Below are 24,490 nucleotides of genomic sequence, written 5' to 3'. Positions count from 1 at the left end.
TATCTTTGCGAACAGGTACCGTGAAATCAGCACCGTATCTGTTCCTGACAAACCTTTGCAGGAATACCTGCAGGGATATATCAGCAAAAAATACGGAGAACAGTACCAGCAGAATAATGGTAAATACCTACTCTGCCTGGTATTTGTGAAAGTATCAGGAGGCCAGATAGTCGATGCAGTCGCAGCTTCAATATTTACAGGATATCTTGTTTTACCGTGGATGGGTCAGACGGATGGCCGCTCCAATTACTTTATCACCTATCAGTCCGATCTGGTAGATCGTCCATACGCTGGCATGATCGCCTCGTTCACAGGAGAACTGATGTTCTGATAACAATGCAATTGCTCAGAGACCATATTGAAAAAATACTACCGCTCACGGATGAAGAATTTTCATTTGTGCAGACACTCTTTACCACTAAAAAGTATAAGAAACATCAGTACCTTATACAGGAAGGGGAGGAGGTAAAGTATTGTTACCTGGTCATTTCCGGTTTGTTAAAACTGGTCTATAATGATGACAACGGGAAAGACCACATTGTCTCCTTCGCCATGGAAGACTGGTGGGAAAGTGACTACTATGCATTTTATACCCAGTCGGTTGCCACCATGTCTTTAGAATGTATAGAAGACACAGAAGTCTACTGTTTCTCCTTCGAAAATTATAAAAAGCTTTGCGCGGAACTGCCTAAAATGGAACGTTTTTTCCTGCAGAAATCCACCTTTGGTTTCCTGTCGGCACAGCGCCGTATTCTCTCCCTGCTCACGTCCAATGCCAAAGAGCGGTATGAACAGTTACTCAAACAACATCCGTCCCTGTTACAGCGGGTTCCCAAAAGTTTGCTGGCAGCCTACCTGGGGGTATCCAGGGAGACCCTGAGCCGGTTGGTGTGACATACCTCACAGCATAATAGTGAGGTAGATCAAGGGCTAAATTCCCTCCTTATCCTGAGCTTTGCCTCATGGAAACAAGAAGCATCAATCCCTGGACCTGGCAGGACGAACGTAGTTATTCCCAGGCAATAGAAGTAAAGAACGCCACCAGCACCCTGTACTGTGCAGGACAAGCAGCCGTATTCCCGGATGGCACCTCCAGCAATGAGGATATGAAAAGCCAGTTGCTCCTCGCCATCGCCAACCTGGAGCAGGTCATTTCAGCAGCCGGGTATACACCCAAAGGCATTGTCAGATTAAACATCTACACAACATCTTCAGCAGACCTCTGGCCACACTTTCCCTTACTACAGGAGTGGATTGCAAAACATGGCATCCGGCAGGCGACCACCCTCATGGAAGTAAAATCCCTTTTCGAAACATTGCAGGTAGAACTGGAAGCTACAGTAGTAAAATAATCCTAATTTTGTGCCCATGAGTTATTATATCCGTATACTGGGCACTCAAGACCCGGACATTCATCTCGACGATATTTCAGAAGAGCTGGACGCAGAAGCATTGTCAGCTCAATTTGGGGTGCTAAAAAATGAGAAACCTGAGAAATGGTCAGTGTTTGAATTGAAAAATGAAAAGGGGAAACTGCTGGCGACAGTAGAGCGAAATCCAGTGACAACCGAAGGCATTGGCCGGGAAGAACTGGATGAATTCAAACAGAGCATCCTCGAATTCCAACCAGCATCGGCAGCAAAATGGCTGAATGAATTCTTTGATAGCGTGAAGGTGATATACGCGATTGAGTTACTACCAATCGGTATGGAGGCGGAGAACTATCATATCATTACCACTACACAGGGTATTATCTGGGAACAGGTAAATGGTATTCTGCAGGCGGATGAAGAAGGGTTTACAAATGAGGAAGGATATCATATACTCTGGCAGTTTCCGGATGATGCAGATGGCGAATGGAATTGCGCAGTGTTGAATGCTGAAGGGAAATGGGAGAATTTTAATATGGACCTGGCGGATGAGCAACAAAGGGAAGCATTTAAGGCAGGCAAGGTACCAGAAGGTGCAAAAAAGGTGAAATAACATTTACCAGGGATCCCACATTTATTCCTGATTAGTCCGGATGGAAAGGTGATATTACAGAAATTAGGAGGCGGAACGGAGGCGAACTATGACGACATAGAAAAAGTGCTAAAAGAGGGGGCGGAGAATTGACACATGGCATACTTTTTCCGGTACTACTATTATGAAAAAGAAACGTGTGCTAAGAATCATTGGCCGGTATTACAAACGACTCGACAAAAAGAGCCGGCAAATGCCACCTGCATACGACCCGGAAGTGATTCACAAATTCAGGACAAACTATAAAAAACTAAAAGCTTTTCTACATATGATTCAGCTTCCGGGTATACCCGGTAAGCTGAAAGACTTTTATCACCAGCTCGGTACACTACGCGATCTGCAATTGCAGGAGCAGTATACAAAACACGATGCCCGACATTTACCCACTTATAGAAAGATTATACACAAGCAGACAGAACAATCTAAGGAACAATTGCATCAATCACTTGCCCAACAACCAGTGCGAAAAGCTAGTAAAAAAACATTGAAAGCGGTCAAAACCGGTTTCAGCCATAAAACTTATCAAAAGTATTTATCCGGAAAAACCATTGCTATGCAGCAAATGCTGCACCCCACCTCCTTTAGTGACAATGACCTGCATACCATCAGGAAAACCTTCAAAGAATTATCTAATAATAACCAGTTACACAGTTCTACATTACAGGATAGACTTGGCGACTACCAGGATAAATGCAATGCACTCCGGTTGCTCAGAAAATACCGTCCTGCTGAACTGAGTAACAAAGAAGCACAGTATCTTCAACACAAAGAGGAAATATTGGTGAAAGAGAAGAAAAGGATCAAAGCCTGGTTAGCCCGGGCGTTAAAAACAATTTCCTAATGGCCCCCCGTTTGATATAGCTAAATAACTAACAGTAAGATTAATTATGGGAAACGATAGTTTGTACCCTTACCAGGAACGGGACCTCAATATACTCTTTGATAAACTCACACATGCATCCAAAGGTTATAGGATCCTTTACCAACTACCAACAGGCGGAGGTAAAACGAGAATCTTTTCAGAGATAGCAAAGTGGTATGTCACGAACTTTAACAGACAGGTGATGGTATTAACGCACCGGACAGAACTCTGTAAACAGACCGCGACTACACTTACAAAAATTGGTATCAAAAATAAAGTGATCAATAGCACTGTCAAACAATTGCGTAAGCGGGAAGAACATGCCTGTTACGTTGCGATGGTCGAGACATTGCGGAACCGACTGAAACAGGGTATTATCAATCCGGCGTCTGTTGGTCTTGTAATAATTGATGAAGCACATCACAATGCATTCCAAAAACTGTTGAATAAATTCCCACGTGCGATTGTAGTGGGAGTTACAGCCACACCGCTGAGTTCTAATGCAGACTTGCCAATGAACAAAACCTACCAGGAACTGATAGTAGGTGAAAGCATAAACGGTCTCATCAAACAGGGATATCTGGCCAAACCTGTCAACTGGAGATATGACGTGGAACTGAATTCACTAAAAACAGGTATATATGGGGATTTCACCATTAGCACTTCGGATGAATTATATTCATCCAATGCGATGTTGGAATTATTGCTGCATGCATACGAAACGCATTCGAAGCATAAAAAGACACTGATCTTTAACAATGGTATCTTCACTTCGAGGAACGTGTGTAAATTATTTAAAGATGCAGGGTATCCTATCAAACACCTGGATAACCGTCATTCTCCTGCGGAGCGTGAAGAGATATTGAAATGGTTCAAAAAGACGAAAGGAGCCATCCTAACATCCGTCTCGATATTGACCACAGGGTTTGACGAACCTTCGATACAAACCGTTATCCTCAATCGCGCAACGACTTCACTGACACTCTATCACCAGATGATTGGACGTGGTTCAAGAAGATTACCCAAAAAGAAAAACTTCAACATCATTGATCTTGGTAATAACATCGATCGTTTTGGAGAATGGCAGGCGCCGATGGATTGGCAGCTGATATTTGAAAGACCGGAAGCGTATATGGAGAGTATGCATTACTTATCCACCAATGAGGCACGGGTGATTTCATCTGATCTGCGGGCTAAATTTCCCAATACATTACAGTTGTCTTTTGATATACAGGAGGCGCATCAGCGTGTAGTAGATGCAGGGCAAAAGCCATTGACAGTGATCAGGGATGCGATCAGGCAACATGCGATGATGTGTATTGAAAATAGTGATACGATATCACAGGCGCTAGAGCTGGCGGAGGTATTGGATCAGGAAATACAATGGAGGGTGAAGCAATATGGGAAATGCCTGGGAAGGGTGACGAGGAATTATACAGATTGGTTAGTGGCGGATTATAAAGAAAGGCTGAAGACATTGATACAGAAAGTGATGCAGAAAGGGAAGACAAAGGCGGCGTAATATCTCAGGGAGAGATTACTACGCCTTATACGAACACCACTAAAATCTCGTTATTTTTTTAATGCTGATTAAATCTCGTACTATGGTTAAGTCTGATTAAATCTCGCACTATGGTTAACGCTGATCAAATTTCGTACTATGGTTAAGTCTAATTAAATCTCTTACTATGGTTAATGCTGATTAAATCTCGTACTATGGTTAAGTCTGATTAAATCTCTTACTATGGTTAATGCTGATTAAATCTCGTACTATGGTTAACGCTGATCAAATCAGCCACTGTGCCTAACGCTGATAAAGATGCTCCGGCACCTGCGCCAATGTAGATGAATGTACCTTTACACCCAATCCATACAACTCCTGAAAACTCATGATCAACGGCCGCCATTTATCCGGATCCACCCGATCCGGCATATCTTCATACCTGATATCTTCCTGTAGATGCACCCGTTGAATCTCCAACTCCATCGTCAACACATTTATCTTCTCTCCCGTCAGCGGATGCACACTCACCAATGTCGCTTCCAGATGTACCGGACATTCTTCAATTCTCATGGCCTGCACACAATCAGCTGCTAACGGGGTAAACCCTGCTCTGCCAAATTTATCCGGTTCATACACATACCCTTTTATTAACTTCCCTGGCGGGACAGGATAAGTTCCCGTAGTCAATGCTAATCTATTCACCTGTGTAGCTTGCTCAACCGAAGGCAGGTTCAATACACACTCCTTTGTACGCAATAGGTTTTCAGTCGTTTTAGAGCTGGCAGCAATGCCGATCATACAGCGATACCCTAACCAGAAGATAGACGAAATAGGAGCGAGATTATACGTTCCATCTTCATTTACAGTGCTGACTACCACCACTGGTGTACCGAAGTAAAGAATGGACGGATGACTTATGTAGTGCATAAATATTTGATTGTGATAGCAAAGCTGACACAATTTGAGTATAGCAAAAATCCGGTTCTTGCGAAATATGAAGTTTTTGTACCTTTCATATATGTCTATGAAAAATATAATCCTCCACCCATCCCAATACCAAGAGGAACGCACCAGTGATTGGATAAATAGATTCTTTGGGGTTCTATTTGGAATAACATTCCTCATCAGTATTCCCCTGATCTTCTGGACATTGAGTATATATTGGACTACGTTGATTGATGGATATTGCTTATTCCTGCTTGCATTGTTTATAGGTTTTTCAATTACTATCCTGTTTAGGAAGCGGATAGATTTATCTTCCAGCAAACATGACTTACCACGTGGTGTGCAATTGATTTTGTTTTGTGTGTTTAATAGTTTTTCCTTTGGTACGATCATTATATTTTTCATACTGTGGGGGAATCAGGCATTTGGTGGTCGTTCCCATACAACCATGAAGATAGCAGTGACGTCCTTTGGGCATACACGGCCGACTAGGAATAATGATCCGGTACCGTTTGTGGAGGCGATGTATAAGAATAAAAAAGTAGGCAAGTATTATCCACGGTATGCTGATGTGGAGCATGTGGATAGTTTAAAGGTCAGCGTGATTAATGGGTGGTTGGGATTTGAGGTGGTGGTGGTGGAATAAATTTAATTATTCTCAAGTTGTAGATACTTGTTTAAACTCCAGGAGTAAAAATCCAAATTTTCTCTTGGAATAAAAAAGCCTTTGATGCTGTTGAGGTTGCGGATACAGATTTGGATATGATTTTTCTCACGTATACCAGCACCTTTAAAAGCAGGTCCGCCCTCAATGAATGCACAACGTACAGAGTCAAACATTTTGATATTGGTTATACCACGTGTCTCGATTTCATTTTTGTAATCACTACAAATCTCTGCATGCATAAATTCAATAACAGCACAATCCAATTCTCTTAATAACTCGTCCTTATATACATGACGAGCGACATCTCTATTCATTGGCAATGGCACACTAATTTCCTTATATGTCTGTGCCATATGCTCATAATAGGTTTTCAGCATACCAATATGACTGGAGTCCATGAAATCACAACAGTGCCCAAGATCAATTACTGCGCCCACAACACCAGGTTCTTTGAACCGTCCTTGTTTTGCTCTCTGTTCTGCCCATTCACGAGCCCTCTCAAAATTATTCTCCCATAAATAGAAACCATGACCAAGCCAGTCATAAGATTCTTCACTGATCTTAATATTTTGTGGATGATGGACTAATGCGTCCCGTGTGGATTTATCACAACCGTGAAATCCAATTACTAAGTTGGGCCTATTACTATACATGGTAAAAATGATTAGACTTTTGCGGCGACGGCAGCTATTGCCCTTGCCAAATGTTGATAGTGTTTCGTAAAATTTCCATCCTTATCAAGATGGCCAGCACGCTGTAATGAAAGCAATGCTTCTTCTTTGGTTATCCCCTTTTGCAGTTTTTCTTCTGCCAAACTTTTCAAACGTTGGATATCTTGTGTGTTCATGATATAAAGTTAGGATTTTCGCTTAAAAAACCAAACAAAATAATTTCATAATAATCTGATTATCAATATAATAACAACAGGAAACCAATACAACAAAAAATCCCCATAGCATTACTGCTATGGGGATTTTCAAATGCATTTAATTACTCAACAACCACCGTCACTTCATTCACCTTCGTCAACCCACTCACACCTTCTCCCTGATACACTACCTTGTAAGTACCCGGATGGGTGATATTGTACCCTGTCAGCAAATCAATCTCAGCAGACACACTTCCTTTTGCAGCTACTTTAATATAAGCATCTACCGGCGGTGGCGTCACTCTCTTCGCCATCACCCCTTTGTACTGTACCGCCTCGCCTTTGCTATCAGTCACTTCAAAGAAAGAATTCATAAACCTTTTTTCAAACGGCGTATGCCATTTACAAAATTCCTGCTCCTTGTCAGAAGGATTGTTTACAGTAAATTTCAGCAGAATAGGTTTGCCTGCCTTTACCTTCTCAGGTACAGACATTACAGTTTCGAGTACAGAAGCACTGCTCGTATCGGCAGCTACAGGTTCAGCTACGGCAGCAGTGGTATCCTGTGCCTGTTGGGTTGTGTCATTTTGTGCACTTTGTGCATTTTGGGACTGCTGGCATGCAGTGAAAGAAAGAATGGACAGACCAACTGCCATTGTAAAAAACTGGTTTTTCATTTAGATCAATTATGCCGGAAAATTAGTTCTTTTAAACACAAGAATATACTTCCTGAAGAAATACTTCCCAATGAGAATTTGACATGCTACAAGTATAGAGTTATGAAAATTAAGACTGCTGAAAAACAATACATACTGTGGTAGGATCCAACACGGCAAACTCTTTCAATCCCCAGGGTTGTTGTTTGATATAGTTCAGATTCGGATGTAAAATAGAAGGTCGTCTTGACTTAATATCAGCATAAATCGCCTCAATATCATCAGTAGCTATTCTGATTTCAGGTCTGCTATCTTTAGTAGCCAGCTCAGGTTCTACCATCAATTGAAAGGTCGCATTGTCCCGACTCACGATATACAACACCTCATCATGGTAGCCTAATTTAAATCCAAGTCCATCAATAAAAAAATCCAGTGCCTGCTGGATATCTGCATAAAATATTTTGGGTAATACGGCGGTGAGACTCATAATGCTAACATTTACATTTTTAGGAACTGGTCTACAATATAACCCATTATTTCTAATGAACGAGTTCCGCTACCAACAATCGCCACACAACTCACTACCGATGAATTCGACTACAATTTCGATAATATGGTCAACAATTAATTGTTATAATCATTCATTCACAGGAACAGGTGCCTGGCAATAAGATTTACCGAAAGCAGAAGTACCTGATATCATCTGGTAACACTCATCGGCTTTTCAAACTTCGCCGCATTAAAAATCCGCTCTCTATGCTGCAATCCCCAATCCGCCAATCCATCTGTCAACTCCTTCAAACTCTTTCCATATTGTGAGATCTTATAAGTCACCGTCAGCGGCTGACTCTCCGACACCTCTCTGATAATAAGTCCATTTATCTCCAGATCTTTCAACTCCCTGCTCAACACCTTCCCCGCTATCCCATTCAAATCCTTCAACAACTCTGAATACCGCATAGGTCTATAACAAAGATGTGAAATCAACACAAGCGTCCATTTACCACTCAGGATATGAAGGGTATCATCAATTGCCCGGACCTTTCTCATACATTCAGTGAATGTTGGATTATCTAAGTTTTCATTTTCCATATACAAGTTGGTTACTTTTTTGTCACTAAGGTTACCCGTATGTCACCACCATCGGGCCCCCTAAAGTTACTTATTTACGTCAAGTGAATTTACTTTTGTTAAAAATTGGAATCACATGAGTTTACTTGAAGATTTACAGTGGCGCTATGCCACTAAAAAGATGGATGGCACAAAGGTACCTCAGGAAAAATTAGATTATATCTTAGAAGCTGCCCGTTTGGCGCCTTCTTCTTCCGGTTTACAGCAGTATAAAATGATCGTCATTTCCGACAAGGCTTTGCTAAAAAAGATACAAGGTATCGCTTACAATCAAACCCAGATAATAGATTGTTCACATTTACTGGTCTGGATCGCATGGGATGGGTATAGTGATGAACGGATCACCGGCGTATTCAACGCTATGATGGATGAGCGTGGTTTACCACATGACACGATGGATGATTATAAGAGCGTGATTTTAAACCTATATGAGACGAAAGGACAGGAGTGGCAGGCTCATCATGCGGCAAAACAAAGTTATATCTCTTTTGCAATGGCGATTGCTGCAGCTGCGGAGCAGAAGGTGGATGCTACGCCTATGGAAGGGTTCATTCCAGAGAAACTGGATGAGTTGTTGAATTTAAAGGGAAGCGGGTATAAGAGTACGGTGATATTGCCGCTGGGATATAGGGAAACAGAGAATGACTGGTTGGTGAATATGAAAAAAGTGCGCACTCCTAAAGAAGCGTTTATTACTGAAATGACGATTGCTGATGTGGCAGAATTGGCAGAGACTGCGGCAGGATTGGATCTGAATACGATTATAAAGAAGTAATGAAAAGCGCGTGTATCAAAAGAAAGATACACGCGCTTTTTATTCAGATACCTGATGGAGCCAGGTTTATATTTATTCGATTCTCAGAGGTTTTATTTTATTTATGATACAACTTCATTTTATTTAACCAATTTGTACACAACTCCAATTCAATTACCTCTCCAAACCGCCATTAAAAGATCCATTCATCACCTCCTTATTTAATCAACTCATACACCGGCAACCTATCCAACGCCACCACCTGCTCAATCGTCTTAGGCCCCTTAAACACCTCCCCTTTATCACTCCTCCATTTCCCCTTCGGCAACACAACAGACTGCTTTCCATCCTTCGCCATCACAGGCGCCACCAAATACTTATCTCCCAACATAAACTCCCCCTTCACTTCCGCAAGCCCCTGCCCGGGAAACTCATACTCCATACTCCTCACAATAGGCTCCCCATTGAATGCTGATGCCTTCGCCAATTGCATGATATAAGGCGTATATTTCTCCCTGATCTCCACCGTCTTCTTCACAATTGCTAAATGCTCCTGACTCAACACCCTCCATGGCGCCACCGAAAACTGCATCATCGGCATCAAAGCAGAACATTGCGCCGAACGCACTACCAACTCCTCATCCAATTTATCTCTTCCTATAAAAGATCCATATTCACCTCCGCCAATCATATCCGGACAAGTAAAATTATATCCCAACAACCCCGCAAGCGTAATATGCGGAATCAGTTTCTGCAGATCCACCCATGTATGTTGCTTATCTCTTAATCGCTGCACCAATGGCTCTCCCGCCATCTTCCACATAGCACGGTATTCATTCAAAGCATATCCCAATCCAATCTCGCCCCACAACTGACTATGATCATTAGGTATCGCCTTCTCATAAGAAACAGCATCAGCAGGATAAAAATCAGCATCCCCTGCATCAAACTTAAATCCATCCAGGTGATAGGTATGCACCATATAATCCAGTCTTCCCTTAAACCATTCCTTCGCTGCCGGATTCTTAAAATCCAACACGGCACTATACCCATTCCACCATGCCAGGATAGCCGTGGTATCAGCCTTCTTATTCAGTAACAGCTTTTTACTTTGCAACTCTCTGAACACTTCTGTATCAGGAGAAATAAAAGGACTTATCCACAACATCACCTTAAAACCATTTTGTGCAGGCTATCGATCATCGCAGTAGCATTTTCAAATCTATCCTTTCTGAAATCGAATCGACCATAATAGTCACCCCAGTTATCATCAATCATCAACACACCAGCTGGAAAACCATTCTCGATAATCGCCTTTGCATATGCAAGAATGTCAGCCTGGTTTTGATTGTACACCAGTTCAATCCATGTGTTATACTGAGGTCTGGACAATAACAGGGTGTCAGGCAATTTCCCTTTTGCAGGAAAATGTTTCTTAGCAGCATTCGCAAAAGCTTCTTTTAAATTATGCCCTATAGAGTCCAGCTCCACAGGTGCTGCAGCATTTGTGATTTCCAACACATCACCTTTCACAGTAAAGGTAAATGGGCCATCACTCCAAATGTATCTTCCACCGGTAGATAATAACAAAGGAGCTGCCTGGTTACCACCCGTATTAGCAAACAGGTTAAATGTATACCCGTCTTTAACCGGCATTTGCTGACCTTCGGTCACAGCGCCACCATACCAGCGTTCGCCATTTTTTATTTATATAGTCTTAGTTTGTGCATACGAGCACTTGCAGATAGCAACAATTAGAATAGTTGATAATACTTTTCCCCAGGGCATGATTTTGGTCGTTTTACTTTTCTAAAATAGGGTTATTTAAGGAGAGTGTGGTTACGCAACCGGTTGTGTGAATTTTAAAGTATATTTGGTAAATGCACAACCTATGCCAGACAAATCAGACAAGCTGCTAGTACTTGATCTTGACGAAACATTGATACATGCTACTTCTTCGCCATTGGCTGTACCCCCTGATTTCCAGTTTGATTTATATCATGTGTATAGACGTCCCGGGCTTGAGCAGTTTCTTTTAAATATATCCCAACATTTTACATTAGGCGTATGGAGTTCTGCATCTGATGAATATGTGGAAGAGATTGTGAAAACGATCACGCCTGATGCAATTGAATGGTTCATTGTATGGGGGAGAAGCAGGTGTACGATAAAACGGGATTATACCTTGGATAATTATTACTTCGAAAAGAAGTTGGAGAAAGTGAAGAATAAGGGCTTTAAATTAGAACAGATAATTATTGTGGATGACTCGCCGGAGAAGGCAAGGAGTAATTATGGGAATGCGGTGTATATAGAACCATTTGAGGGGAATAGGGAGGATGAAGAGTTGAGATATTTGCATGATTATCTTTTAACATTGAAGGAGGTGAGTAATATACGCGCTGTGGAAAAGAGAGGGTGGAGGAATAGAATGTTGAATTGTTGAATTCAAACATTCATCTTAACACATTCCCAATCATACGAACAATCATACAATCAACTAATTACCAACAACTTGTTACACTCAAAAACTCTTTGTATCTTCATATAATCCAACAAGGATGTGTAAAAAAACATGGTTTATAGCAATGAATTTCTAACACCACGTTTAACTGGTAAACGTTTTGACGACCATACAATTCCGTTAGACTTACTGGAAGACTTTGCGGCTCTGGAAGAATTGATTATTGAGGTCGCCAAATGGATCTACCTGAATGAAAATTCAGATAGAAAACGTGTGCCGAGAGGATTTACCAATGGAGTAGCGTTAAAATTATCTTCTATAGAAAATGGTAGCGCAGTCCCTAAAATCATGCTTGTCACTTCATCCCAGGGATTATTTCCTGATTATAATGAGGAATACTTCAAAAAGGCAAAAGATAATATTTTAAGATCAATTGACGCTGCCAGCAAAGAAGAAGAAGTGACCAAATATATTCCGGATAATCTATTGGTTTATTTTAATCGGATAGGCAAAAGACTTCGGGATGATGAAACTATTGATTTTAGTCCCGGTTCCAATTTACAGGCACAGCTTAACAAAACCACCCGAAAAAGATTGGTACTGGCTTCTTCCAACATTTATGAAGTGACTATTGAAACGATGATTCGGGGCACTATTCCCGAAGCCGATAAAAGCAAAAAAACATTTACCATTATGACATACGGTGGTCAAAGAATATTGGCCAAACTTCAGGGAGTGCATGTCCCTACAATACTTGAAGCATTTAATAGCTATGAATCAAAAACCCGGGTTCTAATTTCAGGACTTGGTCATTTTGATAAAAATGATAAACTGGTAAGCTTTGAATCCATTGATCATATATCTCTTCTTGATCCTTTAGATGTTCCTTCCAGGCTTGAAGAACTTGCTAATCTTGAAGCTGGCTGGTTAAATGGTGAAGGCATAGCAATGAACAGGGAAGATTTAAACTGGTTCGTGGAATTGTTTGAGAATAATTACAACCCGGCATTACCTCTTCCTCATCTATATCCAACTCCATTAGGTGGGATTCAGGCAGAATGGTCTTCTGAAGCTTATGATATAAGTCTAAATATTGACCTAACCGAGAAAACCGGGTTTTATCAATCACTCCATCACAGCAGTGATGACGTTAATGAGGCTACATTAGATTTAACGAATGAGAGTGATTCGCAATTGCTTAACCAAAATCTTACAGGAATTTTTAACGCTTAGTACATGCAAAAGGATACATTGTTATTAAGACAGGTTCATCCATCTTTTATACAGGCAGACAAAATATCATCTCAGGTATTCAGCATAACCTATCAGGTATTTAAACCTACGCCGAAAGATAATAATAAACTTTCCGTTTACAATGGCGAGAAGTATTCTCCACAGGAATCTCACACTCATTTCACAAATATTGACAAGGGTTATAAATCTCATGGAGTAGTAGCTGTTACGGTTCAGGAGTGCAATAATGAAGTTCTCAACTGTGAAGAGAATAACATTCCTTTTGATGGCCATTCTTTTATCGACTTTGAACCACTTTCAATTAATCAAATTGAGAAGAAAGCAAAGAAATTAAAAAATTATGCCATGGGCCGGGGTTGGCTTTATAAACAAACTAATGAAAATTAAGATTTCATAATTAGATTTTTTTTTACTGATAGCCTGCCCTTTACATAGAGATGCTCCCTCAATCTCTCTTATACTCCCTGTATTTGCACCTTGCGTGAAGTTCGCTGTATGGGGAATGAAGACCCTTATTTTCTGCCACCGGGAGCAGAGTCGTACAATCGCGATAATCCAAATGCAAGAGTAAAGTTTTATAATACCGGACATTTTGCATGGGAGACGCATGTGCAGCAAATAGGGGAGGATATTTATAATTTCCTGAAAGAATTACCGGAATAGAAAAGGGTAGTATCGCTACTACCCTTCTTTTTAAAAAGATCTTACCGCCAAAAAAAATTTGTCAATCATATAAGCTATCGTACATATCATCCCACTCAGTATTTCTATCTTTTACCACACAATGCTTCAAATGTATTCGATAATATTTTTCTAATACTGCAAAAATTATATCTGAAATTAATTCCTGTGCTTCCTTCAATGGCATTGGATTTTCAATATCCTCCCGTCTGGCAGTTTTTAAAAAACGAACCAATGTTGCTAATGGGAAATCTAACCCATCTAATTTTGATTTGACAAGATCAAATGCCTGATGCATCCGATTAAAATCCATTCCATGACTAAGCACCAATAATAAATCTCTTATAAAAACCTCAGAAGGTACTAATTTAAGAAGATGCGCCATTGGGTTTTCTTCATCTTCTATCATTGGTTTATAAACAGAAAAATCAATACTAAGGGTTGTAGGAATATTATTAACCCGTTGAAGATTTACAGTGCCCAATGTATTCATATCAATCACCGTTGTCAGGGTGACCTTATCCACATTCTCCTTATTTTCAAAAAGCAGATAGGACAATCCATCTATAAACCGCACTAACTGACGGGCTTGTACATTCACCTTTTCATCTGGCGTAGTCATTAAATAATCAGAACTAAATAGATACAGGGGTTGACCGTCATTGAAGAGACACCATATCCTAAAGCCTTTATCTACAAGGACTTCTGTTAATCCAACTATGAAATTATTAGCATAATCTATTTCAAATGCCCAATTTGCCATTCAATTGAATTAATTATTATTATCTCAAATGTAACCTTATAAAAACAAAAATGCTATCACAAATTTATATTGATTCCATCACTATTTTGAACCAGGCAGAAGGTAGTGTTGTGCATGAGCCCACCCCTCCATCCATTCTCATTAAATTGAAGCAAGGTTTTACCAGTCAATCTGGCCAATAACTCTCTACCAATTTGACAATTTTTATAAGAAAATTGTATCTTCCCCCTATGCTAGCTGTACACTGGACACCCGTAAAAAACACAGGTAGAATTCTAAAAAATAGAATCACAAAATCTTCCAACGGGCTTTATTGTTTCTCACTTACCGGTCACAAATCCCCTGTCAGGTGGTGGATTCATTTCTTCAATCAATGCGATGTAAGACAAAGACAACAATACAATGGTATTGTCTTCCGGCTTCAACAGCAGGATATACCTGCCTACTTTTGGCAAGGTGATTCCATAAGGAAATGATTTTCAGCGGGTACTTAAACAAAAGTAATTGAATAGTGAGAAACGTGTACGTAGTGATAATTGGGACAATGCATTGTAGATGATATACCCAAAATAACATCCCTAATAACCGTAAAATGAAATATTGAATGAAGGATATCAGATCAGATGTTTTACAACTCATTGCCCTTTTAGAGAGCAGGCCATCCATGGTAATGGGCGTATCACCAAATTTTCAAACAATGGCAATGTATATTGAGGGGTATTTGTCGGGTATTAATCTGGCCTCTAATCCCAACATATTTCCAGGTATTGATCCATGGTTTCAGGAAAAGAATAATGTTAATAAAAGCCGTTCCTGGCTCTGGCATATCCAGAAGCAAAATAAAGGTAAGTCTGATGAGGAGCTGAGAAAAATCCTTCTTCAGACCTTTAGAGAATACGCTGAAGAAAAACTATAGATAACCGTGCAAAAAAAATCATCCCTGCTGCCTCAGCAATAATACCAAAACAAAAAAAGCTCAATCAAGAATAATACTTATTCATTTAATGATCGCCATCAAAAACATCCTTTAAATACGGTTGTTGCTATTGTCTAAAGAGAAACAATGCCTCCGTTACCAGGTATTTTTACCTGTTTTTTAAATACAGTAAATCCTCTCATAACGCTACCACTTTTACTACATAATTTCATTAACCAGATTCTGCTGGTCCTGACATAAATTAACAGTAAGGAGAATAAACAACAACCCTTAACTATTACTGATATGAGCGGGAAGGTTGCATACAAAGAGCAATTTGGATTGGTAGCTGGAGAAAATAAGCTGGCTGAAAAACTTGTACTGAAACGCTGGCGTTTTTTATAGGATTTGTGAGGAAGCTGTCTCTAAATAAATGGAGGCGGCTTCTTTATTTATGCAATACCAGCTTCATCCAATCTCTCCGCAAAGGCCATTATACTACTCTTTGATACTACAATATACCCTTTATCACTTTTTATACTACCTTGCCTATACTTTTATTCTTTAATTATCTATGGCGCTCATTAATTTCAAACTCAGACATCCGGACAACATCTTTCCATGGGGCGATGCTCCAGATACAAGCATGCATTGGTTTGGACTCACGGATGGTGAATATTGGCTTGATTTAAATAAAGCCACTCTTTACGAATATACAAATGAAGTATTGGCAGGCGATGTGAATGCCTCTCACTATGTAGAGTACCAAATAGTTCGATTGATCGAAGATTGGACAAGCATATTTGAATCTATTGCTGAACCTATTCCTGATGCCTTTTATGCGATTGCCAGGAATAACGATCATTTATACAGGTTTTATGGCGCAGTCCAAAAATGGTTAGATAAATTGTCGGAAGACCCTTCAATTGATATAGATACCTATTACGATCGCTACGATAAGACGATCGAATGGATATACAGCAGAACACTTACCGCTATGCACTTAACAAGCGGACCGGGTATTAGTTTTTTCAGAAACAGGAATAATATTTCCATTGTCTGGAAAGCAGACCATCAAACAGAGAATAATATTCCTGTATGGACGGCTCAAAACGGAGAAGTTGAAATGGAATACGAAGTTTTCGTCAGTGAGATAGAAGATTTTGGCAATCGCTTCTTTCAGGCAATGGATATGCAGGTTCAGATAGCAGTAGAAAAAGATTGGGGCACTACACATATTAATAAAGAGCGGTTAATACAAGAACAGCAGGAAAGAAAGGATGAATTTCAAAAGAAGTTGGCAGTGTTAAAAAGCGAGCCTACTAAACACACAGATTGGGATTTAATGAATTCTCTGATAACGAAAATGTTTAGTTAAAGAAGCTATTTACGAGAATAGAATAACAAACAGTTGTCAAATAATTGATTACATGTTGATCTTAATCCCCTGTAGGGATAAAAAAGCAATCTAAAAACACAGTATCTGCAGCCATATCATGGTTCTTATGTGCACGATCATGAACGGGCATGTACGTGCATAAAGCTTGTAGTCGGGATGGAGAGCGTATTATTCATCCAGGTAATTCGTGATAATTTTACTAATGGTATCTGCTTTATTAACAACCATGAGATGCCCTCCACCCTTAATGCGATAGTCAGGATGCACAAGCCTGCCGGTTATTACTCTATCGGCAGTACCGTGTATTTGAATAGTTCTCTCCGGGGGTACTTTATTATCCCAATAAGCAATGCTTTTCAGTGCCCAACGGAAAAAAGACACATCTGTTTGCGCCAATAAATTCGTTAATGTCTTTTTATCATTTGGGGACTGGGCACCAAAATACCGATAGGAGAGAAAATTAGCACGTTTTATTAATGGACCGGGAATGATTCGATATAATCCCAATTTCATGAAAAAGTACTGAAACCTGTTCAATTCATACTTTGTTTTGACTGAAGAGATCAACACCATTTTATCAATCTTTATCTGTTTTGAAACTTCCACAGCTACGATACCTCCAAAAGAAAGTCCGATAAGATCCGGATTTTCAACGGTGATCTGGCTCTTTATCCTACCTGCATATTGCCTGATTGATTCAGTAGGCAACGCAGGAATCCAGTTTATGTAGACGATGTGATATCCTGGAAGTTTCAGGTTCATAAATATACTAGAGTCTGCTCCTATACCACTAAACAGATAAACAGTTTTTTGTTCGCTTTTTGCTGTATCCTCCGGAGGTTGAGCCCCAGCCAGGAGGCTGCTGAACATACATAAAATCCCCAAAATCACTTTCACACTTTGCGTCATAGACTTCTTCACTTCTTGCTTAATAGCCATTTTTTAACATAATAGTTTGCGATAACAGGAGAACCCGCTGAAAAGTATTTCCTATGGCAAGTATAATACCATTTCTCAGATAGCCCCCATTCCAGGAGCGATCAAACCAGTTAAAATTTATTTTATCGCAAACAGGCCCACTCTTAGACGCCCATATCAGGATTGGAACCTATACAACCATAGATCAACACTTAGCCGCCCCCGGTGATGAACATTCATCAATAGACTAACTTTTATGTTAGCATGCCTTTCTTCTGCAACGCAATTTAGTAAACGTTTCAAAAGTCGAATAATGCAAACTATATTTTATTGTCTCTGACGAAATATCCATATTTAAAAAGTTCGTCAAAAATTCCTTTAAAATAATATTTCAGCAGATCCTTCGTGTTGAGAGAAGTATTGGTAAAAAGAATCACCGCTACTTCCCGGGAAAGATCTGACAGCATTTCTGTCTTCACGCCCGGATCTGTTCCACCATAACCTATCTTCGTGCCCCCATCTTTCGTAGTCCAGAATAGGCCCTCATTCTTGGTCAGTGGATTAATATTTTCAGGTTTATTGATGGCTGTAAACTGCAATTTTTGCATCCGCTCTATAGTTGACTGCTTAAGCAGGTAATGGCCGTTATATACGCCACCATTTAATAGTGCAATAAAATATTGTGACAATTCGGATACTGAGGTGCGCACCCCACCATCTGGATAAGTAGGAAGTCCGTAAAATGGAATCACTTTTAAAGAGTCGCCTTGTTTGTCATAATGCGTGGAATATTTTGACAGATCAATTTCTGTTTGAAACCACCCGGTATTCATCATCCCTAATGGTTTAAAAATATGATTCTTACTATATTCATTTAATGGTTCTCCCGTTACCTGTTCTACAATATACCCCGCCAATGCAGTAGCAATATTTGAATATTCCCAATAGGTTCCCGGTCCTTGGTTTAAAAAATTCCCGCTGGAATAATATTTACCTTTCGGATCAAAATAGTTTTTTAAGAAATCGCCCAGGGACTCAGGACTATCTCCTCCATAATGATAGGCATTGCTGTAGATGGGCTCCCTATCAGTAATGCCGGAGGTATGTGTTCCCAGGTGTCTCAGTGTGATTTTTTCATCAGGAAAATTGGGGTTGATGACCTTGAAAGGTAAATAGGTGTTGATATCCTCATCAAGGGATAATTTACCTTCTTCCTGCGCTTTCATTACACATACACCGGTAAACGTTTTCGAGATAGATGCGATGTTCATGATTGTATTTGGCGTAAAGGGGATTTTCTTCTCCTGGTCAGCATATCCGTAGCCTTTCATCCAAACCACTTGCTTATTCACGATTACAGCAGCACCAACGCCCACCATGCCAGACTGATCCATGTTGCTAATAATGATGCTATCCAGTTCTCTTGCTTTTACATTTTGCTGTCCTGCAGCCTGCTGCGTGAACAGCGCTGGGATATAAAAAAGAACTAATGCAATCAATGTTTTCCCTGTGTTCATTTTTTGTTTTTTTGTCTATTATATTTATCCCGCTCAAATGATACATTTCTCAATTGCAGTGGTATTGGTTATTTAAGATAAATATCTAACCAATACAGAAATGATAGCGTAGATGTAGGAATGTTATGAGATGACAAACAGACATTTTCGGATGTTATTCAGTTTATATATGCATTTTTGAAGTGATTAACATCTAAAACATCCGGTTCATCGACAGGAGGGTATCAAACAGTCTAACAGTCGTATATTAACATTTGTTTGTCATGGCATTAATAGAAAGGATTGTAAAGTTTAATTCTGCACACCGCGTCCTGAGCCATTTGCTATTCTGGACGGCGGTTACCATCATATTTCTCAACAGGTATGATTTGGTTGAATATAAAGAGCCTGAGCATATCTTTTACAGGCATGTTTATTACATGTCTTTTATGATCCTGTCTTCCTATTTTGTAGCGTATCTGATTATACCTGCATTCATTGGTGGTAGGAGTTATTTATCGATACTGATTTTTTTTCTGGCGGGCAGTTATATTATATGTGTTGCTTCCAGGGCCACGGTGGTTTATTTGCTAGAGCCGCTAATCAGGGTACCGCCTTTTGGGCAGGAGTCGCTTTGGGATATCATGACGGATTTTCCTAAGTTGTTTGTACATTATTTCGCACAGACCTTTTCCGCAGCGTGGGTATTTGCCCTGATGAAATTGATCAAGGATCAATACATTGTGCAGCAGCGCAGCCTGGCTTTGGAAAAGGAAAAGGTACAGTCTGAATTAAATGTGTTAAAAGCTCAACTCAATCCGCATTTCCTATTCAATACATTGAATAATATTTACTCCCTGTCCCTGATAAATTCTCCGGTCACTTCGAAATCTATTGCCGGCCTTTCAGAAATACTTGACCACGTATTGTATAAATGTAATAAGAAGTATGTTCCCATAAGTGAAGAGATCAGGCTTATCAATAACTATATTGACCTTGAAAAATTAAGGTATAATGACCGTCTTCAGGTAAATTTTAAGTATTCAATAGATGAAGATGCAATGGTCGTACCCCTGGTGTTGTTATCACTTGTAGAAAACTCCTTTAAGCATGGAGCAGGAGAAAATATAGGAGAACCTGTTATTGACATAGATCTTAGTTTACAGGGAGGAAATTTTTATTTCAGGGTTTCCAATGGCTTTTTACCGGAGCCTGGCGAAAATAAAACAGATAGGATCGGGCTGATTAATATCCGGAAACAGCTTGATTTACTTTATGGAGACAGGTATCAACTACAGGTAAATACGGATGATAATATTTACGTAGTTTTATTGGGTATTCATCTCAATGGTAATGAAGTACAATAAAAATGACCGTATGAAAATAAAGTGTCTTGTAGTTGATGACGAGCCATTGGCCATACAATTAATCCAGAACCATATTTCGCAGCTGGATGGTTTTGAAGTAGTGGGCACCTGTTCTAATGCAGTGCAGGCTATGGAGGTATTAAGGTCGACCGCCATCGACCTGCTGTTTCTCGATATAAAGATGCCAAAGATTACCGGACTTTCATTCCTCAGAGCTTTGCAGCATCCTCCTGCCGTAATAATTACGACTGCGTACCGTGAATATGCAGTTGAAGGGTATGAGCTGGATCTGGTAGATTATCTATTGAAGCCTATCACCTTCGAAAGGTTCATCAAGGCGATTGACCGCTTTTTAAGAATAAAATCCCCCGTGCAGCAACCAGCACCAGTAATGGGAGACAAGGACCTGGTTATGCATATCCGGTCTAAAGGTAAGATCCATAGAATCCAGATCGATGAGATTATTTATGTGGAAAGTATAAAGGATTATATAGTCATTCATTTTGCAGATAAAAAAATTACAGCCAAATATAAATTTGGGGATTTTGAAAAGGAATTGACAGGTAAACCCTTCCTTCGTATTCACCGTTCCTTTCTGGTGAACATAAATAAAATTACTGCTTTTACCGCGAACGATATCGAGGTTGGCGGAACTGAAATACCTATTGGGGCGAGCTATAAAGAATATGTATCAAAAATGTTGGCGTAATACATATCCTGTATGCAGGAAAACGGCACATCAATTTGAATGGCATTAAGATCTAGCCCACACCGTACATTGGTTTAAGCCTGGATCGACTTTTGATGCATTTTAATACTATTCTTATATTTGGTAATAGCATCATGCATTTGCCCACCTAATTCTGTCATAGCCATTAAAACTGGAATAACTGTTTTGCCGATCTCGCTTAGCTCATATTCGACACGCGGTGGTTTTTCGTTATAGCTATGCCTCAAAATTAATCCGTCATTCTCTAATTCCTTGAGTTGTTCAGTCAATATCTTGCGCGATATATCTGGTATTTGTACTGCCAGCTTTCCAAAACGAACAGCACCATTTACCAGCCGGCCCAGAATAATTGGCTTCCACTTTCCGCCAATATAGGTCATCGTGTGAACGATCGGGCAGGTTGATGTATGTTCTTTAAATTTCTTCATTGGTTACATGAATGTTACCACTTTTGGCCTTTTAGTTACATGAGCGTTACCACCTATTCATGTTGTGAGAATGAATAGAAGCAACCGTTTTAGTTACTTTATGGAACTAATTTAAATCAAAGCTAACGATAAGGGAATTAAAAAAAAATAGCATGAAAAGTAAACCAACAATAGATGCGGTATTAGCGGGTAAAATAGCACTGGTAACCGGCGGCACAAAAGGAATTGGAAAAGCGGTGGTTAAAAGACTAGAGCAGGCAGGTGCAACTGTTATCGTCACAGCCCGTAACCAACCGGAAGATCCCGATGTAACATATACATTTATAGCGGCAGACCTATCGCGGGCTGAAGAGGTCAGCAAAGTAGCAGATATTATTAATCAACAATTTGGGCGGATAGATATCATCATCAATAACATGGGGGCAAACGTGTATCCGGGTGGGGGCTTTAGTACCTTGACGGATGAACATTGGGACCAGGCCCTGCAGGTAAATTTGCTTGCTTCCGTTCGGCTGGACCGGGCTTTGTTACCTACAATGCTGGCGCAAAAGAGTGGTGTGATCATTCACATATCCTCTACCAGCAGCCAGTTTCCAATATGGGAGTCGACGATGGCTTATAGTGTTGCAAAGTCTGCATTGAATACTTATAGTAAAACATTGGCAACAGAGGTAGCTGGTAAAGGGGTAAGGGTAGTAACTGTATCTCCCGGTTTAAATAAAACGGAGGCGATGACTTCCTTTTTGGAAGATTATGCAAAACAAAGCAACATCAGTGTGGAGGAAATGACGGGGAAACTTTTTGAAAGGTTAGGGGGTGTACCAATGGGAAGAATGGCAGCGCCGGAGGAAACGGCGGAGCTGATCTACTTCCTTGTTTCACCTGCGGCTTCTTATATCAGCGGAGCGAATTTAATTATTGATGGAGGGAATTTTCCGGTGGTGAAATGATGGTGTTGTTTTCAACCTGATCCAACGAGTTACTATTCGTTATCATTGTAAACTGAGTTACACAAGGCTCATTAATTAATCAGGGAAAAGATAGTAAGGGAAATTATTTGCAAATAAGACCAGTGGCTAAACTTAGCTACCAGTCTTATTTTACTATTATTAAAAGCTACATCCTGCGTCATCTCCGGCACTGATGATATTGGGGGGATAATTACCATCAGGTTTTTCCATTAGATACATATAAACGGGTAGTTAGTGTGCACATTCGTTTCCAATAAGTTTATTGCTTTATAAACCACTTCGCCGATATTCCTGATGAAGACCTTATCATCAGTAAATATATACCAGGTACCAATTTTTGTACATTTACCACCGTTTTCGAAACTGCCTTCTTATCCAAAATCTTCTTTCCCTGCGTGTCATAAACACTCAATAAAGCATTGTCGGCTATATTCACCGTTAGATAATCATGTGTGGGATTCGGATATATAACAACTGTTTCTTTACCTTCATCCTTCAGCAATGCCATCATCACCTCCAGTTCATCTGCGCCGATAGTAGGAATCGCATGTCTCTCATCACCATCATAATCATCTGTAACCGATGTGGAAGAAGTTCCCGCAACTAATGCACTGTCTCCTGTCAATAAATGCAGGTCGGCAGTTGTCGTATCTACAAAAGATACAGGCACAGATATCGAATGTATATCCATATTACTGCTATCTTTAAATACAGCAAAACTGAGTGGTTTATTATACCATAATCCCACAGTTGCCGGATTTACACTATACAAATCATTATAGTCAGATAATATCCATTCCTGTGCAGGAACAGGCCTTTCATTCACCAGGGCATAATGTTTTCCGGTGCCGCCTGTCCTGGTATTGTAATAGATATTATTGACAGAAGTAACAATGGTACCCGTAAATCTTGATTTCCTGAACGCAGCAGAAATGTTACTACCGGCCACAGTACCCCCAATCGAAATGCTATTATAATAAGATGAAACAGCGGTAGAGATTTGCAACAAATTAATGCCATAGACCTCCGTCTTAGTCGGAGACAAACTAATCATATTATTCTGAACGGTAAAAGAACCTGCACCAGATGAGCCGTTTAACAACACCCCGCTAACGATACCTGACGTTGCCAGGGGTGTTCTCAGATCATATATTCTGTTTTTAAGCACCTGTAAAACATTCGTATTACCGTTATGCAAACAGGTAATACCCGACACGTATGCCACAGGAGTCGCAGTGTTCTCTAGGTCATAAATGGTATTTCCCCGAATGCGGACAGGTGAGTTTTTGGGACCTCTTGCACTGATTCCCTGCACAGCAGGAGAATACTGTGTACCTGAATAAGCAGCAGGGTTATGCAGAGAATGAATACTATTAGAGTCCACATACAAATATTGATAATAAAGATTGGTATTCTCTATGCCAGTTACAATAGTAGCTGCATTAGTACTTGTAGTATATAAATCATAAATAGTATTTCGTCTGATAGTATTATTAAGATAGGTACTTAACGATGACCCAGCCCCAATCTCATTTTCAGAAAAGATGCCCCTTACAGATCCCTTTATAGTGCCATTATTATATAGTCCATATACCTGGTTATCCTCAATGGTATTATTGGCAGTAAATGCACCTCCACTGTTCATCATTAAAGAATAGATACCGTGTATATTTACATTTGAATATAAATAGCTG

General features: G+C 40.0%; 30 protein-coding genes and 1 pseudogene. 17 read left to right on the top strand and 14 right to left on the bottom strand.

The window, feature by feature from the left end:
- Nucleotides 1-55 precede the first annotated feature (55 nt).
- The 6 genes from BW716_RS11185 (at nucleotide 56) to BW716_RS11160 (ending at nucleotide 4,406) form a co-directional block, all read left to right on the top strand.
- Entirely contained in the window at nucleotides 56-331 is a 276-nt protein-coding gene (locus BW716_RS11185; RefSeq protein ID WP_083722638.1) for a hypothetical protein, read from the top strand.
- Nucleotides 332-336: 5 nt separating this feature from the next.
- Entirely contained in the window at nucleotides 337-894 is a 558-nt protein-coding gene (locus BW716_RS11180) for a Crp/Fnr family transcriptional regulator (protein ID WP_083722637.1), read from the top strand.
- Nucleotides 895-962: 68 nt separating this feature from the next.
- The gene (locus BW716_RS11175; protein ID WP_083722635.1) at nucleotides 963-1,352 is read left to right on the top strand and encodes a RidA family protein; all 390 of its coding nucleotides are present in this window, start codon (nucleotides 963-965) and stop codon (nucleotides 1,350-1,352) included.
- A 16-nt stretch (nucleotides 1,353-1,368) separates the two neighbouring features.
- Nucleotides 1,369-1,983: a hypothetical protein gene (locus BW716_RS11170; RefSeq protein ID WP_083722634.1), complete on the top strand. Its 615-nt coding sequence runs from the start codon at nucleotides 1,369-1,371 to the stop codon at nucleotides 1,981-1,983.
- 178 nt (nucleotides 1,984-2,161) lie between these two features.
- Nucleotides 2,162-2,863, top strand: a complete 702-nt coding sequence (locus tag BW716_RS11165) for a CHAD domain-containing protein (protein WP_220388744.1) — start codon at nucleotides 2,162-2,164, stop codon at nucleotides 2,861-2,863.
- A 46-nt stretch (nucleotides 2,864-2,909) separates the two neighbouring features.
- The gene (locus BW716_RS11160) at nucleotides 2,910-4,406 is read left to right on the top strand and encodes a DEAD/DEAH box helicase (protein WP_083722631.1); all 1,497 of its coding nucleotides are present in this window, start codon (nucleotides 2,910-2,912) and stop codon (nucleotides 4,404-4,406) included.
- A 282-nt stretch (nucleotides 4,407-4,688) separates the two neighbouring features.
- Here the strand turns inward: BW716_RS11160 and BW716_RS11155 are convergent, their stop codons facing one another.
- Nucleotides 4,689-5,315: a flavin reductase family protein gene (locus tag BW716_RS11155; protein WP_083722629.1), complete on the bottom strand. Its 627-nt coding sequence runs from the start codon at nucleotides 5,313-5,315 to the stop codon at nucleotides 4,689-4,691.
- 97 nt (nucleotides 5,316-5,412) lie between these two features.
- Between BW716_RS11155 and BW716_RS11150 the strand changes: the two genes are divergently transcribed.
- Nucleotides 5,413-5,979, top strand: a complete 567-nt coding sequence (locus BW716_RS11150; protein ID WP_083722628.1) for a hypothetical protein — start codon at nucleotides 5,413-5,415, stop codon at nucleotides 5,977-5,979.
- Between the two features lie 2 nt (nucleotides 5,980-5,981).
- Here BW716_RS11150 and BW716_RS11145 read toward each other — a convergent pair whose 3' ends face one another.
- The 5 genes from BW716_RS11145 to BW716_RS11125 all read right to left on the bottom strand — a co-directional run bounded on the left by BW716_RS11145 (nucleotide 5,982) and on the right by BW716_RS11125 (nucleotide 8,574).
- The gene (locus tag BW716_RS11145; RefSeq protein WP_083722627.1) at nucleotides 5,982-6,653 is read right to left on the bottom strand and encodes a hypothetical protein; all 672 of its coding nucleotides are present in this window, start codon (nucleotides 6,651-6,653) and stop codon (nucleotides 5,982-5,984) included.
- 11 nt (nucleotides 6,654-6,664) lie between these two features.
- On the bottom strand, nucleotides 6,665-6,847 hold the full coding sequence (locus BW716_RS11140; protein ID WP_083722626.1) for a hypothetical protein: 183 nt from the start codon (nucleotides 6,845-6,847) through the stop codon (nucleotides 6,665-6,667).
- Between the two features lie 143 nt (nucleotides 6,848-6,990).
- The gene (locus tag BW716_RS11135; RefSeq protein ID WP_083722625.1) at nucleotides 6,991-7,545 is read right to left on the bottom strand and encodes a hypothetical protein; all 555 of its coding nucleotides are present in this window, start codon (nucleotides 7,543-7,545) and stop codon (nucleotides 6,991-6,993) included.
- A 109-nt stretch (nucleotides 7,546-7,654) separates the two neighbouring features.
- The gene (locus BW716_RS11130; RefSeq protein WP_083722624.1) at nucleotides 7,655-8,011 is read right to left on the bottom strand and encodes a VOC family protein; all 357 of its coding nucleotides are present in this window, start codon (nucleotides 8,009-8,011) and stop codon (nucleotides 7,655-7,657) included.
- Nucleotides 8,012-8,223: 212 nt separating this feature from the next.
- Nucleotides 8,224-8,574: a helix-turn-helix domain-containing protein gene (locus BW716_RS11125; RefSeq protein ID WP_235643604.1), complete on the bottom strand. Its 351-nt coding sequence runs from the start codon at nucleotides 8,572-8,574 to the stop codon at nucleotides 8,224-8,226.
- A gap of 157 nt (nucleotides 8,575-8,731) precedes the next feature.
- Between BW716_RS11125 and BW716_RS11120 the strand changes: the two genes are divergently transcribed.
- Nucleotides 8,732-9,430: a nitroreductase family protein gene (locus BW716_RS11120; protein ID WP_083722622.1), complete on the top strand. Its 699-nt coding sequence runs from the start codon at nucleotides 8,732-8,734 to the stop codon at nucleotides 9,428-9,430.
- Nucleotides 9,431-9,626: 196 nt separating this feature from the next.
- On the opposite strand, the gene BW716_RS38975 is transcribed toward BW716_RS11120, so the two are convergent.
- Nucleotides 9,627-9,902, bottom strand: a complete 276-nt coding sequence (locus BW716_RS38975) for a hypothetical protein (RefSeq protein ID WP_368677466.1) — start codon at nucleotides 9,900-9,902, stop codon at nucleotides 9,627-9,629.
- A gap of 6 nt (nucleotides 9,903-9,908) precedes the next feature.
- Nucleotides 9,909-11,065: pseudogene (locus BW716_RS38970) on the bottom strand (glycoside hydrolase family 31 protein); the annotation flags it as partial.
- A 235-nt stretch (nucleotides 11,066-11,300) separates the two neighbouring features.
- Here BW716_RS38970 and BW716_RS11110 point away from each other — a divergent pair.
- The 4 genes from BW716_RS11110 to BW716_RS36725 all read left to right on the top strand — a co-directional run bounded on the left by BW716_RS11110 (nucleotide 11,301) and on the right by BW716_RS36725 (nucleotide 13,790).
- Nucleotides 11,301-11,855 (top strand): NIF family HAD-type phosphatase, encoded by a 555-nt coding sequence (locus tag BW716_RS11110; RefSeq protein WP_083722621.1) that lies wholly within the window; start codon nucleotides 11,301-11,303, stop codon nucleotides 11,853-11,855.
- Nucleotides 11,856-11,984: 129 nt separating this feature from the next.
- Nucleotides 11,985-13,106 (top strand): hypothetical protein, encoded by a 1,122-nt coding sequence (locus BW716_RS11105; RefSeq protein WP_083722620.1) that lies wholly within the window; start codon nucleotides 11,985-11,987, stop codon nucleotides 13,104-13,106.
- A gap of 3 nt (nucleotides 13,107-13,109) precedes the next feature.
- Complete coding sequence (locus BW716_RS11100) at nucleotides 13,110-13,514, top strand: hypothetical protein (RefSeq protein ID WP_083722619.1); 405 nt, start codon at nucleotides 13,110-13,112, stop codon at nucleotides 13,512-13,514.
- A gap of 108 nt (nucleotides 13,515-13,622) precedes the next feature.
- Complete coding sequence (locus BW716_RS36725; protein ID WP_179091086.1) at nucleotides 13,623-13,790, top strand: alpha/beta fold hydrolase; 168 nt, start codon at nucleotides 13,623-13,625, stop codon at nucleotides 13,788-13,790.
- Nucleotides 13,791-13,851: 61 nt separating this feature from the next.
- Here BW716_RS36725 and BW716_RS11095 read toward each other — a convergent pair whose 3' ends face one another.
- Together BW716_RS11095 and BW716_RS38440 are read right to left on the bottom strand one after the other, a co-directional pair.
- The gene (locus BW716_RS11095; protein ID WP_083722617.1) at nucleotides 13,852-14,571 is read right to left on the bottom strand and encodes a hypothetical protein; all 720 of its coding nucleotides are present in this window, start codon (nucleotides 14,569-14,571) and stop codon (nucleotides 13,852-13,854) included.
- Between the two features lie 320 nt (nucleotides 14,572-14,891).
- Nucleotides 14,892-15,026 carry a hypothetical protein gene (locus BW716_RS38440; RefSeq protein ID WP_255373866.1) on the bottom strand — a complete coding sequence of 45 codons (135 nt, stop codon included), beginning with the start codon at nucleotides 15,024-15,026 and terminating at the stop codon, nucleotides 14,892-14,894.
- 149 nt (nucleotides 15,027-15,175) lie between these two features.
- Between BW716_RS38440 and BW716_RS11090 the strand changes: the two genes are divergently transcribed.
- Together BW716_RS11090 and BW716_RS11085 are read left to right on the top strand one after the other, a co-directional pair.
- A complete protein-coding gene (locus BW716_RS11090; protein ID WP_083722616.1) occupies nucleotides 15,176-15,487 on the top strand; it encodes a hypothetical protein in 312 nt (103 codons plus the stop codon).
- A gap of 574 nt (nucleotides 15,488-16,061) precedes the next feature.
- A complete protein-coding gene (locus BW716_RS11085) occupies nucleotides 16,062-16,865 on the top strand; it encodes a DUF5984 family protein (RefSeq protein WP_083722606.1) in 804 nt (267 codons plus the stop codon).
- 189 nt (nucleotides 16,866-17,054) lie between these two features.
- Here the strand turns inward: BW716_RS11085 and BW716_RS11080 are convergent, their stop codons facing one another.
- Nucleotides 17,055-17,825 (bottom strand): alpha/beta hydrolase, encoded by a 771-nt coding sequence (locus tag BW716_RS11080; RefSeq protein WP_083722605.1) that lies wholly within the window; start codon nucleotides 17,823-17,825, stop codon nucleotides 17,055-17,057.
- Between the two features lie 299 nt (nucleotides 17,826-18,124).
- A complete protein-coding gene (locus BW716_RS11075; protein ID WP_083722604.1) occupies nucleotides 18,125-19,321 on the bottom strand; it encodes a serine hydrolase in 1,197 nt (398 codons plus the stop codon).
- A 263-nt stretch (nucleotides 19,322-19,584) separates the two neighbouring features.
- On the opposite strand from BW716_RS11075, the gene BW716_RS11070 reads away from it, so the two are divergent.
- Nucleotides 19,585-20,667 (top strand): sensor histidine kinase, encoded by a 1,083-nt coding sequence (locus BW716_RS11070; protein ID WP_083722603.1) that lies wholly within the window; start codon nucleotides 19,585-19,587, stop codon nucleotides 20,665-20,667.
- A gap of 10 nt (nucleotides 20,668-20,677) precedes the next feature.
- Nucleotides 20,678-21,376 carry a LytTR family DNA-binding domain-containing protein gene (locus BW716_RS11065; protein ID WP_083722674.1) on the top strand — a complete coding sequence of 233 codons (699 nt, stop codon included), beginning with the start codon at nucleotides 20,678-20,680 and terminating at the stop codon, nucleotides 21,374-21,376.
- 74 nt (nucleotides 21,377-21,450) lie between these two features.
- On the opposite strand, the gene BW716_RS11060 is transcribed toward BW716_RS11065, so the two are convergent.
- The gene (locus BW716_RS11060) at nucleotides 21,451-21,825 is read right to left on the bottom strand and encodes a helix-turn-helix domain-containing protein (RefSeq protein ID WP_083722602.1); all 375 of its coding nucleotides are present in this window, start codon (nucleotides 21,823-21,825) and stop codon (nucleotides 21,451-21,453) included.
- A gap of 152 nt (nucleotides 21,826-21,977) precedes the next feature.
- On the opposite strand from BW716_RS11060, the gene BW716_RS11055 reads away from it, so the two are divergent.
- On the top strand, nucleotides 21,978-22,775 hold the full coding sequence (locus tag BW716_RS11055) for an SDR family oxidoreductase (protein WP_083722601.1): 798 nt from the start codon (nucleotides 21,978-21,980) through the stop codon (nucleotides 22,773-22,775).
- Between the two features lie 280 nt (nucleotides 22,776-23,055).
- Here the strand turns inward: BW716_RS11055 and BW716_RS11050 are convergent, their stop codons facing one another.
- Nucleotides 23,056-24,444, bottom strand: a complete 1,389-nt coding sequence (locus tag BW716_RS11050; protein WP_179091085.1) for a T9SS type A sorting domain-containing protein — start codon at nucleotides 24,442-24,444, stop codon at nucleotides 23,056-23,058.
- Nucleotides 24,445-24,490: the final 46 nt, after the last annotated feature.

The sequence above is a fragment of the [Flexibacter] sp. ATCC 35208 genome, from assembly GCF_001975825.1.
In the GTDB taxonomy this organism is placed as follows: Bacteria; Bacteroidota; Bacteroidia; order Chitinophagales; family Chitinophagaceae; genus Chitinophaga.
This window is presented reverse-complemented; position numbering and strand designations above follow the sequence as displayed.